This window comes from Kutzneria buriramensis (assembly GCF_003387475.1).
In the GTDB taxonomy this organism is placed as follows: Bacteria; Actinomycetota; Actinomycetes; order Mycobacteriales; family Pseudonocardiaceae; genus Kutzneria; species Kutzneria buriramensis.
On sequence record NZ_QUNO01000017.1, the window covers coordinates 1 to 13,924 of the forward strand.

The following is a 13,924-nucleotide window of genomic DNA, read 5'->3' on the forward strand; positions in this document are numbered from 1 at the left end:
ACGCCGACCAGCCTGGCCGACAAGTTCACCCGCTTCGCCCGGCACGGGGCGGTGCACGGGTTCAACATCACGCCGTACCTCATCCCCGACGGCCTCGACGACATCGTCGACCTGCTGGTGCCCGAACTCCAGGAACGAGGCGTGTACCGAAGCTCGTATGCCGGGACGACGCTGCGGGAGCATCTCGGGCTGCGGCCGCCGCTGACCCACCGCGATGAGGCGGCGCGCGCGTCATGAAGTTCCTGGCGATCACCCTGATCGCGCACACGGCCGATCCCGCGACCGGGGCACCGAAGCCGACCCGGGCCCGCTTCCAGGAGGTGCTCGACAACGCGGTGCTGGCCGAGGAGCTGGGTTTCGACGGTTTCGGAGTCGGCGAGCGGCACGAGCGGCCGTTCATCTCCTCCTCGCCGCCCGTCGTGCTCAGCCACATCGCGGCGCTCACGTCGCGGATCCGGTTGTTCACGGCCGTGACGACGCTCAGCCTGCTCGATCCGGTGCGGGCCTACGAGGACTACGCGACCCTGGACAACCTGTCCGGCGGCCGACTGGAACTGATCATCGGCAAGGGCAACGGTTCCGCCCAGCGGCAGCTGTTCCACGTCACCGAGGACGACCAGTGGGACCGCAACGCGGAAGGCTACGAGCTGTTCCGGCGGCTGTGGCGCGAGGACGAGGTCACCTGGAACGGCCGGTTCCGGCCGCCGCTGGCGGACGCGGAGGTGTGGCCGAAGCCGTTGCAGCGGCCGATCCGGGTGTGGCACGGCAGCGCGACCAGCACGGAGTCGGTCGATCTGGCCGCCCACTACGGCGATCCGCTGTTCTCGGCCAACGTGACCAACCCGATCGAGCCGTACGCCGCCCTGGTCCGGCATTACCGGGAGCGGTGGGAGTTCTACGGGCACGACCCGGCGGACGTGGTCGTCGGGGCGGGCACCGCCGGCTACTACTCCACGCCGAGGTCCCAGGACGCGATCGACGCCTACCGTCCGGTGTTCGAGGCCAGCCTGGCTTTGCAGCAACGCCTGGGCCTCACTCCGGTCTTCACCACACTGGAGGATTTCGTCGAGCGAAGTTCGGCCCTGATCGGCAGTCCCGAGCAGGTCATCGACAAGGTGCACCGCTACCACGAGCGGCTCGGTCACACCGTCCTGCACCTGCACGCCGACGCGGGCGGTTTGACCGACGCCCAGCACCGCGAGTCCCTGGAGCTGTTCCAGCGGGACATCGCGCCGGTGCTGCGCAAGGACATCCCGGATCCGCCCTGGCCGCCGGAGGAGCCGTCATGACCCCGCTCACGGTCCTGGATCTGGTGCCGATCTCGTCCGGATCGACCGCCGGCCAGGCGCTGCGCAACAGCGTCGACCTGGCTCGGCGGGCCGAGGAGTTCGGCTACGCCCGCTACTGGGTCGCCGAGCACCACCTCAATCCCGGCGTAGCCGGCACGTCCCCGGCGGTCGTGCTGGCGCTGACCGCCGCCGCGACCTCGACGATCAGACTCGGGTCGGGCGCGGTGCAGATGGGGCACCGCACAGCGCTGTCCACAGTGGAGGAGTTCGGCCTGCTCGACGCCGTCCACCCTGGCCGCTTCGACCTCGGACTCGGCCGGTCCGGCGGTAAGCCCCGCGAGCCGGCGCCAGCTTCGGCACCGGCTCCACATGCGTCCAACGGATTGCTGATCCCGGCCCGGTTCTCGTACGCGCAGCTGCTGGCCTCGCCGCGGGTGGCGTTGCAGCGCAGGCTGTTGCAGCTGCCGAACGCACAGCCACAGGACTACGCCGACCAGGTGGACGACGTTCTCGCCCTACTCGCCGGAACGTACCAATCGGACGGTGAGGAGGCCCACGTCGTGCCGGGCGATGGCACCGAACTGGAGCTGTGGATCCTCGGCAGCAGCGGCGGCGAGAGCGCGACTGTCGCCGGCCGTCGTGGGCTGCGGTTCGCCGCCAACTACCACGTCAGCCCGGCCACCGTGCTGGAGGCCGTCGAAGGTTACCGCGCCGCGTTCCGTCCGTCGGCAGAGCTCGAACGCCCGTACGTGAGCGTCTCGGCGGACGTTGTCGTCGCCGAAACCGATGCAACGGCACGAGAACTGGCCACGGGGTACGGTCCGTGGGTGCACAGCATCCGCACGGCGCTGGGCGCCATTCCCTTCCCGACGCCCGACGAGGCCCGCGCGCACAGGTGGACGGACGACGACCGGCAGCTGGTCGCCGACCGGGTGGACACGCAGTTCGTCGGCACACCGGCACAAGTGGCCGATCAGCTGGAACTGTTGCGGGACGCCACCGGCGCGGACGAGCTGATCATCACCACGATCACCCACGACCACACCGACCGTGTCAGGTCCTATGCACTGTTGGCCGAGGAGTGGCACGGGCGCTGAGCGGAGCGGCGTCCCGGGCAGGGGACGTCACACGTCGCCCGGCGCCGCCGCCACCATGGTCGGTTGGCCCGCACGGACGTCGATGTCCTCCAGGGACAGGTGCCGGGTCTCCTCGGCCCAGGCGAGGCAAGCCAGGAAACCGATGAACGTGATGCCCGCGCCCAGCGACAACGTGGCCGAGGTGCCGAGCGACGTCAGCGCCAGCGGCACGAGAAAGGTTCCGACGGCCGCGCCGAACCGGGTCAGCGCGATGGCCACGCCCAGTGCGGCGGCGCGGACCCTCGTCGGAAACAACTCGTTGGGATAACCCCATTCCAGGATGCCGGGTCCACCGGAGAACAGCGCGTACAGGCAGAAGCACGCGACCGCGAACGGCGCCGGAGCGTGCGCCCACACACCCAACGCGAGCAGCGGCAGCACCATCAGACCGAAGGACCAGATGATGGTGCGCCGCCGGCCCACCGTCTCCAACAGCTTCATCGCCGGCAGGCAACCGATGGCGAAGACCAGGTTGATCAGCGCGGTGCCCAGGTTGGCCGCGTTGCCCGTGCCCAGGCCGAAAGCGCCCAGCAGTTGCGGACCGAAGGTCAACAGCGCGAACAGCGGGATGATCGCACAGGTGAAGAACACGACCACGAAGGCCATCCGGCGCAGGTGACCGCCGCGGAACAACTCGAGCAGGCTGCCACGCTCGCCGTCCCGGGGAACGTCGGCGAGGTCGGCAGCGCTGACCCGAACGCCGACCGCTCGCTCGATGACCTCCCGCGCCTGCTCGGACCGACCGGCGCCGACCAGCCAGCGTGGTGACTCGGGCGTGCCCAGCCGAAGCAGGAAGATCACCCCGGCCAGCACGGCCGCGCTGCCCAACATCCAGCGCCAGCCGCCGTCACCGACCACCGCCGTGATCAGGTAGCCGACCAGGTAGGCCAGGGCCGTGCCCACGTACCAAATGATGATCACCGAGGCGAACAGGCCGGCCCGGCGCTTGCGCGGCAGCCACTCGGTCAGCAGCGCGGTGGCGATCGGGTAGTCGGCGGCGATGGCGACGCCGATCGCGAACCGCAGCACGATCAGCTGCCACGCCGAGGTGACGAACACCGACAGCAGCGACGCGAGAAGGAGGACCAGCAGATCCACCGTGTACATGGGTTTGCGTCCGATGCGATCGGTGATCGGGCCGAACACCAGGCCGCCGAAGAACATGCCGACCAGGGCGGCCACGCCGATCACGGCGGACGTGGTGGTGCTGATGTGAAGCTCTGTGGTGATGCCGGTGAGGGCGATGCCCACGATGCCGAGCAGATACCCGTCCAGCAGTGGTCCGCCGCTGCACGCCGCGGTGAGCTTGCGGTGGAAGCCGGTGACCGGCGCGTCGTCGATGGCGGCGAAACTCATGCTGCCTCCTGCTCGGCCGGTGCGGGGTGGGTCAGAACGGCCGGTCGCCCACGATCGCGACGCGTTCGGCGACGCGTGCGTGCGGGTGGTAGTCGTTGACCGCGTAGTGCTGGGTGGCCCGGTTGTCCCAGAACGCCACCGAGTTCTCGCGCCAGCTGAACCGCACCTGGAACTCGGGCGTGTGGGCCTGGAGGAACAGGTAGCGCAGCAGCTGGTCGCTCTCGTCGCGGTCCAGGCCGACGATGTGCGTGGTGAACGCCTGGTTGACGAACAACGTGCGCCGGCCCGTCTCCGGGTGGGTCCGCACGACGGGATGGGTGACCGGGGGAAACGTGTCCTGCCACCGCGCGAGCAGCTCCGGGTCGGAGAATCGGTCGAAGCCGGGGATGTAGTCGTGCACGGCGACAAGCCCGTCAATGCGCTCGCGCACCGCCTCGGGCAGGTTGTCGTAGGCGGCAGCCATGTCGGCCCACAGGGTGTCACCGCCGATCGGCGGCACGTCGATCAGCCGCAGCACCGAGCCGAGTGCGGGCTCGGGTCGCCAGGTCACGTCGGTGTGCCAGATGTTCTCGTAGCCGGGCATGGCGGCGGTGCGTTCGAAGCGGGTCACCTCGGCGTTGTCGCCCTGGGGTATGAACGGGTTGGTCTCCAGCGCCCCCCAGTTGAGCGCGAAGGCCCGTTGCTGGGCCGAGGTGATGTCCTGGTCACGGAAGAACAACACCTTCCACTCCAGCAGCGCGCGGTTCAACTCCGCCCGCAGCTCGGGCGTCACCGGATCGCTGAGATCGACGCCGTCGATCTCAGCGCCGATCACCCTCCCCAAGGGGCGCAACGTGAACAGGTCGTACGATGCGGTGGACCCGGTCGAACGGCGCAGCACACGGGGACCTTCGAGGATGCCGTCCGCGGGCGTGCTGGCCGTACGAAGACGGTTCTGCATGGAGACGTCCACGGGCATGTCGCTGCTCCTGACACAATTCGCGGCGCCGCACCAGCACCGCCGCGTCCTCCTCGACCAACTGCTCGTGGATGCGGCCGAGCTGTCCGCCGCCGGGCTCGGCACTGGCGAACGTGGTCCTCATCGTCACCACGTTTCCCGCTCACCGTCAAGGATTCCACATGATGGACACGATCAGCCGAACCCGACGATGCCTCCCGACTGGCCGTCCACAGGCACGCGAACGGCGACGAATCGTGTCCGGCGGCGTAGTCGGAAGCCGAGCGTCTCGTACAGGCGGATCGCGGTGGTGTTGCCGGCGCGCGCGTGCAGGAACGGAGTGTCGCCACGGTCGACGATGCCGGCTGCGACGGCGAGCACGAGACGGGACGCCAGACCCTGCCCGCGGTACGCCGGGTCGGTGCACACGGCGCTCACTTCGGTCCAGCCGGACAGGCGTAGTCGTTCCCCGGCCATGGCCACCAGTCGACCGTTCCGGCGGATGCCCAGGTACCGGCCCATCTCGATGGTGCGTGGCAGAAACGGACCGGGCTGCGTCCGGGCGACGAGGTCGAGCATGTCGGGCACGTCGCCGTCGTGGAGGCGGACGGCCTCCACCTCCGGTGCGGTCGGGATCTGCTCGCCGGTGAGTTGGACGCCCGCCATGTCGGCGACGATCTCCCAGCCCGGTGGGGGCGGTGCCGTGATGGCGGACAGCGCCACCCTCGCACCGGGCCCGACCAGAGCGGCGAGGTCCTGCCAGTCCCGTGGACCGGGCTCGGCCGGCATGGTCACGAACCCGGCCACGTCCGGCCGGTAGCGCACCACCTGGCCGCGATGCACCGCGAGGTGCGAGTGCGGGCCGAGCAGTGCGGCGCGGGCCGGGTTGTCCAGCACGTGCTGGACAACCCGTTCCTCAGCAGTAGTCATGAACGCACCGCGCCGTCACGAGTTGGTGAGCGGGAGGCCGGGCGGATTGACCTCGGACTTCGCCACGGCCTCGCTGTCGAGGTGCCAGGCGCCGAGCCACTGCTTGTACTGGCCGTTGCCGATCAGGTGGTTGATCGCGGCGGCGAGCGGTTCGACGAGGCCACTGTCCTTCTTGGCCGTCGCGGCGATCAGGCCCTGCAGCGTGTCACCCGCGCCGGAGTGCGTGCCGGCGAGCTTCTTCGGGTGCGGTGAGCTCTTGCTCTGGCTGATCTGGTACAGCGCCCCGGGGCTCGGGCCGAGGTAGGAGTCGATCTGTCCGGAGTTGAGCGCCAGTTGCGCGGCGTTGATGTCCGGGTAGTAGGAGACCGTGAAGTCCTTGCCCTCGGCGCGCAGCTTGGTCTGCCACTCGAGCAGGATCTTCTCCTGGTTGGTGCCCTTGCCCACCGAGATCTTCTTGCCGGCCAGCACGTGGTAGTCGCCGGTGAACGTCCACGGGTTGCTCGCGAGGGCCTCGAAGGCGAGGTTGTCCTCGCGGTAGCTCGCGAAGTCGTACTTCTCCTTGCGCTTCTCGGTGTCGGTGATGTTGGAGAAGCCGACGTCGACCCGGCCGCTGTCGATCCCGACGAACAGGTTCTCCCACGTCGAGTTCTGGAACTCGACCTTGAGGCCGAGCACCCCGGCGACGAGCCGGGCCAGGTCCGGCTCGGAACCGGTGATCGTCTGGTTGTCGGTGCCGACGAACGCGAGTGGCGGGCTGCCCGACGGCAGCGCGCCGATACCGATCTTGAGCGTGCCGCCGTCGCGGATCTTCTGCGGCAGCTTGGCCCGGATCTCCTGCACCGCCGCGACGGTGATCGGTGTTGCCGTGGCCGCGCCGTTGGACAGGGCGCCAACGGTGACCGTCGTGGTGCCGTCCGCCGAGGTGACGGCCGACTGCGCGCTGCCGCACGCGGTGAGCGCGGCGGCCAGGGCGGCGGCGATCACCGGGAGGACGGCGCGACGGGCGAGGTGTCTGGACATCGTTCTCCTGAAAGTTCAGAGGACCTTGCTGAGGAACTCGCGGGTACGTGCGTGCCGGGGTTGGTCGAGAACTTGGCTCGGCGGCCCCTGTTCGACGATTCGGCCGCCGTCGAGGAACACCACCTCGTCGGCGACCTCGCGGGCGAAGGCGATCTCGTGCGTCACGATGATCAGGGTGGTGCCGGTGCTGGCCAGGTCCTTGATCGCGGAGAGCACCTCGCCGACCAGCTCCGGATCGAGCGCCGAGGTCGGCTCGTCGAACAGGATGACCCCGGGCCGCTGCGCGATCGCGCGGGCGATCGCGACCCGCTGCTGCTGCCCGCCGGAGAGCTGCCGGGGGTAGGCGTCCTCCTTGTCGGCAAGTCCGACGCCGGCGAGCAGCGCCCTGGCCTGCTCGAGCGCTTCGGACCTGGTCGCGGCGCCGGTGGTGACGGGTGCTTCCGCCACGTTCTGTACCGCGGTGAGGTGCGGGAACAGGTTGAAGTTCTGGAAGACGAAGCCGATGTGCCGGCGCTGCGCGAGAATGGCCCGCTCGGGCAACTCCTTGAACCGGTCACCGAGCCGTCGCACCCCGATGGGCTCGCCGTTGACGCTCACGTAGCCCTGGTCGAGCTTCTCCAGATGGTTGATCGCGCGGAGCAAGGTCGACTTGCCGGACCCGGACGGCCCGATGATGACGGTGACCTTCCCCGCCGCCACGGTCAGGTCGATCCCGTCGAGAACTGTGTGTGCGCCGAAGGATTTGACCGCGCCGTGAACCTCGACCGCGGCCGGGCGGACGTCTTGGTCGGTGGTCATCGCGGCACCGCCACACGTGCGCGCAGCTGGGTGAATCCACGGCGTAGCCGCTGCAAAGGGGTCGGTGGCAGCGTTCGCAGCGCGCCTCGGGCGAAGCGCCGCTCGACGTAGTACTGCACGATCGACACGACGCTGGTGAGGATCACGTACCAGACGGTCGCCACCAGCAGGAGCGGGACGATGTCACCGGGATAGGTGCTGCCGAGACTCTGCACGGTGCCGAACAGGTCGAGCAGCGACACGTAGAACACCAGCGACGTGCTCTTGACCAGACCGATCAGCAGGTTGACGTAGTTCGGGATGACCGAGCGCAGCGCCTGCGGCAGCACGATGCGCCGGAACTGAAGGTAGCGCGGAATGCCCAGCGCGGCTGCCGCTTCGTGCTGGCCCTGGTCGACCGAGAGAATCCCGGCCCGCACGATCTCCGCGGCATAGGCGGACTCGTGCAGCGTGAGCCCGAGGATGGCGATGACGGTGTCGGTCGCCAGCGCGGTGACACCGAACGTGATGAACGCCGGTCCGAACGGAATGCCGATGCTCAGCGTCTGGTAGAGCGCGCTGAAGTTGTAGAGGAACAACAGCACCACGATCAGCGGGACGGACCGGAACAGCCAGATGTAGGTCCAGCTCACGGCCTGGAGAACGGGACTGCGCGAGAGCCGTGCGAGCGCCAGAACCGTGCCACCGGCCAGGGCGAGCACGGCGCTGGCCGCCGTGACGTAGATCGTGATCACCAGGCCGTCGAGGACGGCCGGGTCGAAGAAGTAGTGGGCGAACCGACCCCATTGGTAGAACTGGTTGGTCACCAACCCGTGCGCCACCTGGGCGAGCAGGACCAGCACCACAATGGTGGCGATCCACCGACCGGGATGGCGTAAGGGGATGACACGCCGAGCGGCGGCGTCAGGCACTGGTGCGGCCGGCGCATCGGGCGTCGACACGTCGGTATGCGCGGTTGGGGGCACGGTCGACTCCAGACTTCGCGCATGCGCGAGCAACGAGTGATCAGATCCTGGTGCACAGGCGAGCCCGAACGGGTTTTTCCCGCTCAGCACAGTGGTTACCTCGGTGAACGACTCAGCATCAACACGACGCGCTGGATACCCGCAGGAGGTCGATGTGGCGCCGGGAGCGCAGCAGCGACCGGCTGCGGCGGCGCCACCCCACGGCCCATCGACTCGCGTTCATCCGGCTCTCCAACGGTTCTGTGCCCGCTCACGAACGGATCGAAAGTACGAAGCGGCCGGCACCGGCGTCAACGAGTCCCACAGTGTGGTTGCCCGCGGTCCGGCCATTGCGTGCTCACCCGCCGGAGACCACTCGGGGTAGGACCGGATCGGCAGGCGTCCCTTCCCAGTACCTCGCAGACCGACGTTTCCCACCTCGTGGATCGACTTAGTTTCACGACTCGCAATGTTGACCGCCGGATCGCCCGACTTCCATGATGAACGGCGAATCAGGTGCGAAATTGTTTCTGCCTGATGCAGGAAATCCCGTAGCCGCATCCTCGGGAGAGGTATGTCATGAGACGTTGGCGGAGCGTGGTCGCAGTCCTCGGCTTGCTGGTATTGGCCACGGGCTGCACCCCATCGAACACGGCCGAAAATTCGACCGGCGACTCGTTCGGCAACGGATCGGTGACACTACGCATCGGCGATCAACAGAAAAGCCTGGAACTGCCGCTGCAGTTGTCCGGGCAGTTGGCGGACCTGCCGTACAAGGTCCAGTTCGACCAGTTCAACAGTGGGCCCCTGGTGGACCAGGCGTTCTCCGCCGGAGCCGTCGACGCCGGGTTCATGGGCGACACTCCGGCGATGTTCGCCCAGGCCAGCGGGATTGCCGTGCAGGTGGTCACGGTGAGCAGGACCGACGGCCCCTACGACTGGCTGGTGGCACGGCCGGGCAGTGGCATCCACACCCTGGCCGATCTGAGGGGCAAGAAGGTCGCGACCACCAAGGACACCGCGCCGCACGGCTTCCTGCTGCGCGCACTGGCGAAGGCCGGGCTGAGCCAGCACGACATCACGCTGGTCGACGTGCCGTTGCTGCAATTGGGAAACATCCTGCAGTCGGGCACGGTCGACGCCGCCACCGTCAGCGTCCAACAGGCGGTCAACTACCAGAACCAGAACCCCGACGCGGTCCGTCTGGTCAGCGCGCAGCAGATCGCGCCGACCTACGGGTTCGGTCTGGCCACCCGCACGGCGTTGGCCGACCCGGCGAAGCTGGCCGCGCTGGAGGACTTCGCCCGTCGGCTGGTGTTGGCCAACGTCTGGAAACGCGGCCACGTCGACCAGTGGATCAGCGCCTACTACGTGCAGTACCAGAAGCAGACGCCGGCGAACGCGAAAATCATCTATGACGGCTCCGGCGCGACCACCTATATTCCGGTCGACGACACCGTACGCGCAAATCAACAGCATCAGGCCGACCTGTTCCTGCAGAACGGCCTGATCTCGAAGCCGGTCGATTTCACCGCACAGTTCGATCCGACCGTCATCGGCGAGTTCAACAAGGCCATCTCCGCCGTCACCGGACAGCAGTAGCACCGAAACCGAAACGGAGAACACGCATGACCGCGGTACAGGACACACCCACCGGCACGATCACGGTTCGGCCGGTCGCCGGCCACATCGGCGCCGACATCTCCGACGTCGACATCTCGCGGCCGTTGGACGAGCGGACGGTGGCCGAGATCCGGGACGCGCTGCACCGGTACAAGGTGATCTTCTTCCGGGACCAGGTCCTCGACCACGCCACCCAGATCGCCTTCGGCCGCCAGTTCGGCGAGCTGACCTACGCCCACCCGCACGACGACGCCCCGCCGACCGAGCACCCGGAGATCTTCACCATCGACCCGCGCCGGTACGAGGACCGCTACGGCGCCGACTTCCGCAAGGCGATCCGCCGGCAGTACAGCTACTTCAACGGGTGGCACACCGATGTCACCGCCGCGGTGAACCCGCCGGCCGCGTCGATCCTGCGCGCCGACGTCGTGCCGGAGATCGGTGGCGACACCCAGTGGACGAACCTGGTCTCGGCCTACGAGGGTCTGTCCGAGCCGGTCCGCCGCTTCGTGGACACCCTGCGCGCCGAGCACCGGTACGGCGGCTCACGGCCTGCGGAGGACAACAGCGCCTATGCCAAGCGCATCAACGACAACCTGCTGGTCGCCGTGCACCCGGTGGTGCGGGTCCACCCGGTCACCGGCGAGCGGGCGCTGTTCGTCAACCCTGGCTTCACCAGCCACATCGTCGACGTGTCGCCCGCCGAGAGCCGCGCCATCCTGGAGTTGCTGTACGCGGAGATCACCCGGCCCGAGTACACGGTGCGGTTCCGCTGGGAAGCCGGCAGCGTGGCGTTCTGGGACAACCGCGCCACCGCCCACCTCGCGCCGCGCGACATCGAGCACCTGGACCTCCAGCGGCGGCTGCACCGCATCACGCTGATCGGCGACGTGCCCAAGGGGCCGGACGGCCGCGAGTCGGACCTGGTGGCCGGCAAGCCGTTCACGAACGAGCACACCGTCGTCGTCGACTGACGCACGGCGGTCCGACTACCGACACGGGACATCGCATGTCGACAATCGACGCGCTGACGGCGGCCGGGTCCCCGGCCCCGGCTTTCCGGGAGGGCCGCCGGGAACTGGTCGAGGCCCGCACCGTCGGCGGCCGGCCCGGGTGGCGTGTTCCGCTGCCCCGGCCGGTCCGCCGGCTGGCCGGACCGGTGCTGCTGGTCGTGATCTGGCAACTGCTCGGCTCGCTGGGCGTGGTGTCCGACGCCGTGCTGGCGCCGCCGAGCGCGGTGCTGGCCGCCGGCTGGGACCTGGCCAGCACCGGCGAGTTGTCCGCCAACCTGGTGGCCTCGCTGGTCCGCGCGGCCGACGGGCTGGCCATCGGCGTGACCGTCGGGCTGGCGCTCGCGGTGCTGGCGGGACTGTTCCGGCTCGGCGAGGACCTACTCGACTCCACCATGCAGATCCTGCGTGCGTTGCCGGTGCTGGGCCTGGTGCCGCTGGTGATCATCTGGTTCGGCGTCGGCGAGGTGCCGAAGGTGGCGCTGGTGGTGTTCGCCACCCTGTTCCCGGTCTACATCAACACCTACGCCGCGATCCGCGGCGTGGACAACCGGCTGGTCGAGTCCGGTCGGGCCTTCGGGCTCGGCCGGCTAGGCCTGGTCCGGCACGTGATCCTGCCCGGCGCGGTGCCCGGTTTCCTCGTCGGACTGCGCTATGCCCTGACGACCAGCTGGCTGGTTCTGGTCATCGCGGAACAGCTCAACGCGACCACCGGGGTCGGCTACCTGATGAACGAGGCGCAGACCTGGAACCGCACGGACATCATCGTGTTGGGGCTGCTCATCTACGGCGTGCTCGGCCTGGCCTCGGACGCGCTGGTGCGGTTGCTGGAGCGCCGGCTGTTGGTGTGGCGGCGCGGATTCGGCGGAGCGTGACCACTTGACGACGACAACGACGCCGGCGGTGCGGGTGACCGGCCTGCGCCGGGCGTACGGTGAGCGAGAAGTGCTGGCGGGGCTGGACCTGGAGATCGCGCCGGGCGAGTTCGTCGCGCTGCTGGGCCGCAGTGGCTCCGGCAAGAGCACCATGCTGCGCGCGCTGGCCGGGCTCGACCCGGACTACGCCGGCAGCGTGCTCGTGGCCCCTCGCCGGGCCGTGGTGTTCCAGGAACCACGGCTGCAACCCTGGAAACGGGTAGTGGACAACGTGGCCATCGGGCTGCCGGGCAGGGACGCTCGATCACGTGCCCGGCAAGCGCTTGCGGAGGTCGGCCTGGCCGGACACGAGCGGGCCTGGCCGGCCACGCTGTCCGGCGGCGAGGCGCAGCGGGCAGCACTGGCGCGGGCGCTGGTGCGCGAGCCGGATCTGCTCCTGCTGGACGAGCCGTTCGGCGCCCTGGACGCGCTGACCCGGATCCGGATGCACGCGCTGCTGCGGCAACTGTGCGCGCGGCACCGGCCGGCCGTGCTGCTGGTCACCCACGACGTGGACGAGGCGATCATGCTCGCCGACCGGATCACCGTGCTCGGCGAGGACGGCCGGCTCGGCTCCGACGTGCCGGTCCGGCTGGCCGGCCCGCGGCAGCGCGACACGACGGAATTCGGGGCGTTGCGCGCCCACCTGCTCACCGAACTCGGGGTCACCGAATCCGAATGACCACGGTAAGCACCAGTCATGGGACCGACATGAGCCGTGGTCGTCACGAGCATGGCTCATGTCGAGCGGGTCAGGCGACCTCAATACCGGTCTCGGTCTGGACGGCGGCCTTGAACTCGTCGTCGGTGAAGGTCAGCATGCCGCAGTCGGTGCGGTGGATGAGGATCACCTCACGGGTGCCGAGCAGGCGCTGGCTGATGGCGAATGAACGGATCTCGTCCTCGGTGACGACGCCGCCCGCGTTGCGGATGACATGGGCGTCGCCCTCGGCGAGTCCCAGAATGGCGTAGACGTTGAGACGAGCGTCCATGCGTGCGACGACAGCGATGTGCTTGGCGGTGGCAGGGGCAGCCTGGTGACAGGCTTCGTCGAACAGGCGGAGGCGTCGGGTCGGCCGGAAGGCCTCGAGCGACGTCGTGCCCATGGCCCAGCTCATGCCGGGCGACACGACCGGTCGCGGTGATCGTCGAACGCAGGTCGTTTGCGGCTCTTCAGGGTTTCGCGTCCTTCTCTGCTCGGCGGCAGCTCGGTCACCCCTTCCTGGGCAGGTAGCCGTAGAGGAAGGTGTGTACGCCGGCACGGGCGACGCGGTCGATCTCGGACTCGAGGGCAGTGGTGCTGACCTCGGCGCGACCGATGGTGGCGTCGGTGATGAGCGCCATGAACTGCTGGGCGGCGAGTTCGGGATCGGGCATGACCAGCAGGCCGCGGTCGGCCAGGAGGGCCATCCGGGCGGCCAGGGCGCGGCGAGCACGGAAGGGGCCGGCTTCCTGCCAGCTGCGCACGACCTCGCGGGGGAAGCGGTCGGACTCCGCCCGCAGCCGACGCACGACACGGAAATGGTCCTCGAAGTCCGGATTGGGCCGGACCCATTCCTTGGCCAGCGCGATCAGCGCGCTCTCGAGGTCGGTGACGACACCGAGGTGCTGCTCGACGAGGGCCTCCCGGGTGACGGCGACCCGGGTGGAGCTCTCCAGCAGCACAGTGGAGAACAACTCCTCCTTGTTCTCGAAGTGGTTGTAGATGGTCCTGGTCGAGACGTCGGCCTCGGCGGCGATCATGTCGATGCTGGCGCCGAGGTAGCCGACGCGGCCGAACACCCGCAGCGCCCCGTCGAGGATGGCGCGGCGCTTCTGTGTGCGGCGACGCGGCGCGCTCGTGGTCGGTCCGGTCACTCCCACTCCTCGGGAAGTCGTCGGGTTCCGCGGCACTAATTGCCATACACGTTGTACTTTACCTCAGGGCGGGGACCGTGCCGCGCCACGTGCCGGTTCGGCTGGGGGAT

At 69.0% G+C, this 13,924-nt stretch carries 13 protein-coding genes and 2 pseudogenes; 7 read left to right on the forward strand and 8 right to left on the reverse strand.

Annotation, left to right across the window (positions count from 1 at the left end; translation table 11 throughout):
- The 3 genes and pseudogenes from BCF44_RS39855 to BCF44_RS39865 all read left to right on the forward strand — a co-directional run.
- Window positions 1–237 (forward strand): annotated as a pseudogene (locus tag BCF44_RS39855) (F420-dependent methylene-tetrahydromethanopterin reductase); the annotation flags it as partial.
- Complete coding sequence (locus BCF44_RS39860; RefSeq protein ID WP_116179703.1) at window positions 234–1,289, forward strand: LLM class flavin-dependent oxidoreductase; 1,056 nt, start codon at window positions 234–236, stop codon at window positions 1,287–1,289. The pseudogene BCF44_RS39855 and the gene BCF44_RS39860, both read left to right, overlap by 4 nt.
- A complete protein-coding gene (locus BCF44_RS39865; protein ID WP_116179704.1) occupies window positions 1,286–2,386 on the forward strand; it encodes an LLM class flavin-dependent oxidoreductase in 1,101 nt (366 codons plus the stop codon). The genes BCF44_RS39860 and BCF44_RS39865 overlap by 4 nt, the downstream gene beginning before the upstream one ends.
- A 27-nt stretch (window positions 2,387–2,413) precedes the next feature.
- Here BCF44_RS39865 and BCF44_RS39870 read toward each other — a convergent pair whose 3' ends face one another.
- The 6 genes from BCF44_RS39870 to BCF44_RS39895 form a co-directional block, all read right to left on the reverse strand.
- Window positions 2,414–3,781: an MFS transporter gene (locus BCF44_RS39870; protein WP_116179705.1), complete on the reverse strand. Its 1,368-nt coding sequence runs from the start codon at window positions 3,779–3,781 to the stop codon at window positions 2,414–2,416.
- A 31-nt stretch (window positions 3,782–3,812) separates the two neighbouring features.
- On the reverse strand, window positions 3,813–4,739 hold the full coding sequence (locus tag BCF44_RS39875) for a TauD/TfdA dioxygenase family protein (protein ID WP_116179706.1): 927 nt from the start codon (window positions 4,737–4,739) through the stop codon (window positions 3,813–3,815).
- A 174-nt stretch (window positions 4,740–4,913) separates the two neighbouring features.
- On the reverse strand, window positions 4,914–5,648 hold the full coding sequence (locus BCF44_RS39880) for a GNAT family N-acetyltransferase (RefSeq protein ID WP_116179707.1): 735 nt from the start codon (window positions 5,646–5,648) through the stop codon (window positions 4,914–4,916).
- A 15-nt stretch (window positions 5,649–5,663) separates the two neighbouring features.
- Window positions 5,664–6,668, reverse strand: a complete 1,005-nt coding sequence (locus tag BCF44_RS39885; protein ID WP_116179708.1) for an ABC transporter substrate-binding protein — start codon at window positions 6,666–6,668, stop codon at window positions 5,664–5,666.
- Window positions 6,669–6,683: 15 nt separating this feature from the next.
- Window positions 6,684–7,466, reverse strand: coding sequence for an amino acid ABC transporter ATP-binding protein (locus tag BCF44_RS39890; protein ID WP_116179709.1), 783 nt, complete (start codon window positions 7,464–7,466; stop codon window positions 6,684–6,686).
- Window positions 7,463–8,431 carry an amino acid ABC transporter permease gene (locus tag BCF44_RS39895; protein ID WP_116179710.1) on the reverse strand — a complete coding sequence of 323 codons (969 nt, stop codon included), beginning with the start codon at window positions 8,429–8,431 and terminating at the stop codon, window positions 7,463–7,465. The genes BCF44_RS39890 and BCF44_RS39895 overlap by 4 nt, the downstream gene beginning before the upstream one ends.
- Before the next feature lie 576 nt (window positions 8,432–9,007).
- Here BCF44_RS39895 and BCF44_RS39900 point away from each other — a divergent pair.
- From BCF44_RS39900 to BCF44_RS39915, 4 genes are read left to right on the forward strand one after another with little or no spacing between them, the layout of a single operon-like run.
- Window positions 9,008–10,012 (forward strand): PhnD/SsuA/transferrin family substrate-binding protein, encoded by a 1,005-nt coding sequence (locus BCF44_RS39900; RefSeq protein WP_170217995.1) that lies wholly within the window; start codon window positions 9,008–9,010, stop codon window positions 10,010–10,012.
- Window positions 10,013–10,038: 26 nt separating this feature from the next.
- Complete coding sequence (locus BCF44_RS39905; protein ID WP_116179712.1) at window positions 10,039–11,007, forward strand: TauD/TfdA dioxygenase family protein; 969 nt, start codon at window positions 10,039–10,041, stop codon at window positions 11,005–11,007.
- Between the two features lie 35 nt (window positions 11,008–11,042).
- The gene (locus tag BCF44_RS39910) at window positions 11,043–11,918 is read left to right on the forward strand and encodes an ABC transporter permease (protein ID WP_116179713.1); all 876 of its coding nucleotides are present in this window, start codon (window positions 11,043–11,045) and stop codon (window positions 11,916–11,918) included.
- A gap of 4 nt (window positions 11,919–11,922) precedes the next feature.
- Window positions 11,923–12,639 (forward strand): ABC transporter ATP-binding protein, encoded by a 717-nt coding sequence (locus BCF44_RS39915; protein ID WP_211353440.1) that lies wholly within the window; start codon window positions 11,923–11,925, stop codon window positions 12,637–12,639.
- A 79-nt stretch (window positions 12,640–12,718) separates the two neighbouring features.
- Here the strand turns inward: BCF44_RS39915 and BCF44_RS39920 are convergent.
- Window positions 12,719–12,990: pseudogene (locus tag BCF44_RS39920) on the reverse strand (beta-class carbonic anhydrase); the annotation flags it as partial.
- Window positions 12,991–13,169: 179 nt separating this feature from the next.
- Complete coding sequence (locus BCF44_RS39925) at window positions 13,170–13,814, reverse strand: TetR/AcrR family transcriptional regulator (RefSeq protein WP_246016074.1); 645 nt, start codon at window positions 13,812–13,814, stop codon at window positions 13,170–13,172.
- Between the last annotated feature and the right edge of the window lie 110 nt (window positions 13,815–13,924).

Coding starts and splice junctions, on each gene's coding strand:
- BCF44_RS39890 (WP_116179709.1), bottom strand. CDS start 7,466: ATGACCACCGACCAAGACGTCCGCCCGGCCGCGGTCGAGGTTCACGGC.
- BCF44_RS39860 (WP_116179703.1), top strand. CDS start 234: ATGAAGTTCCTGGCGATCACCCTGATCGCGCACACGGCCGATCCCGCG.
- BCF44_RS39865 (WP_116179704.1), top strand. CDS start 1,286: ATGACCCCGCTCACGGTCCTGGATCTGGTGCCGATCTCGTCCGGATCG.
- BCF44_RS39905 (WP_116179712.1), top strand. CDS start 10,039: ATGACCGCGGTACAGGACACACCCACCGGCACGATCACGGTTCGGCCG.
- BCF44_RS39880 (WP_116179707.1), bottom strand. CDS start 5,648: ATGACTACTGCTGAGGAACGGGTTGTCCAGCACGTGCTGGACAACCCG.
- BCF44_RS39870 (WP_116179705.1), bottom strand. CDS start 3,781: ATGAGTTTCGCCGCCATCGACGACGCGCCGGTCACCGGCTTCCACCGC.
- BCF44_RS39875 (WP_116179706.1), bottom strand. CDS start 4,739: ATGCCCGTGGACGTCTCCATGCAGAACCGTCTTCGTACGGCCAGCACG.
- BCF44_RS39885 (WP_116179708.1), bottom strand. CDS start 6,668: ATGTCCAGACACCTCGCCCGTCGCGCCGTCCTCCCGGTGATCGCCGCC.
- BCF44_RS39910 (WP_116179713.1), top strand. CDS start 11,043: ATGTCGACAATCGACGCGCTGACGGCGGCCGGGTCCCCGGCCCCGGCT.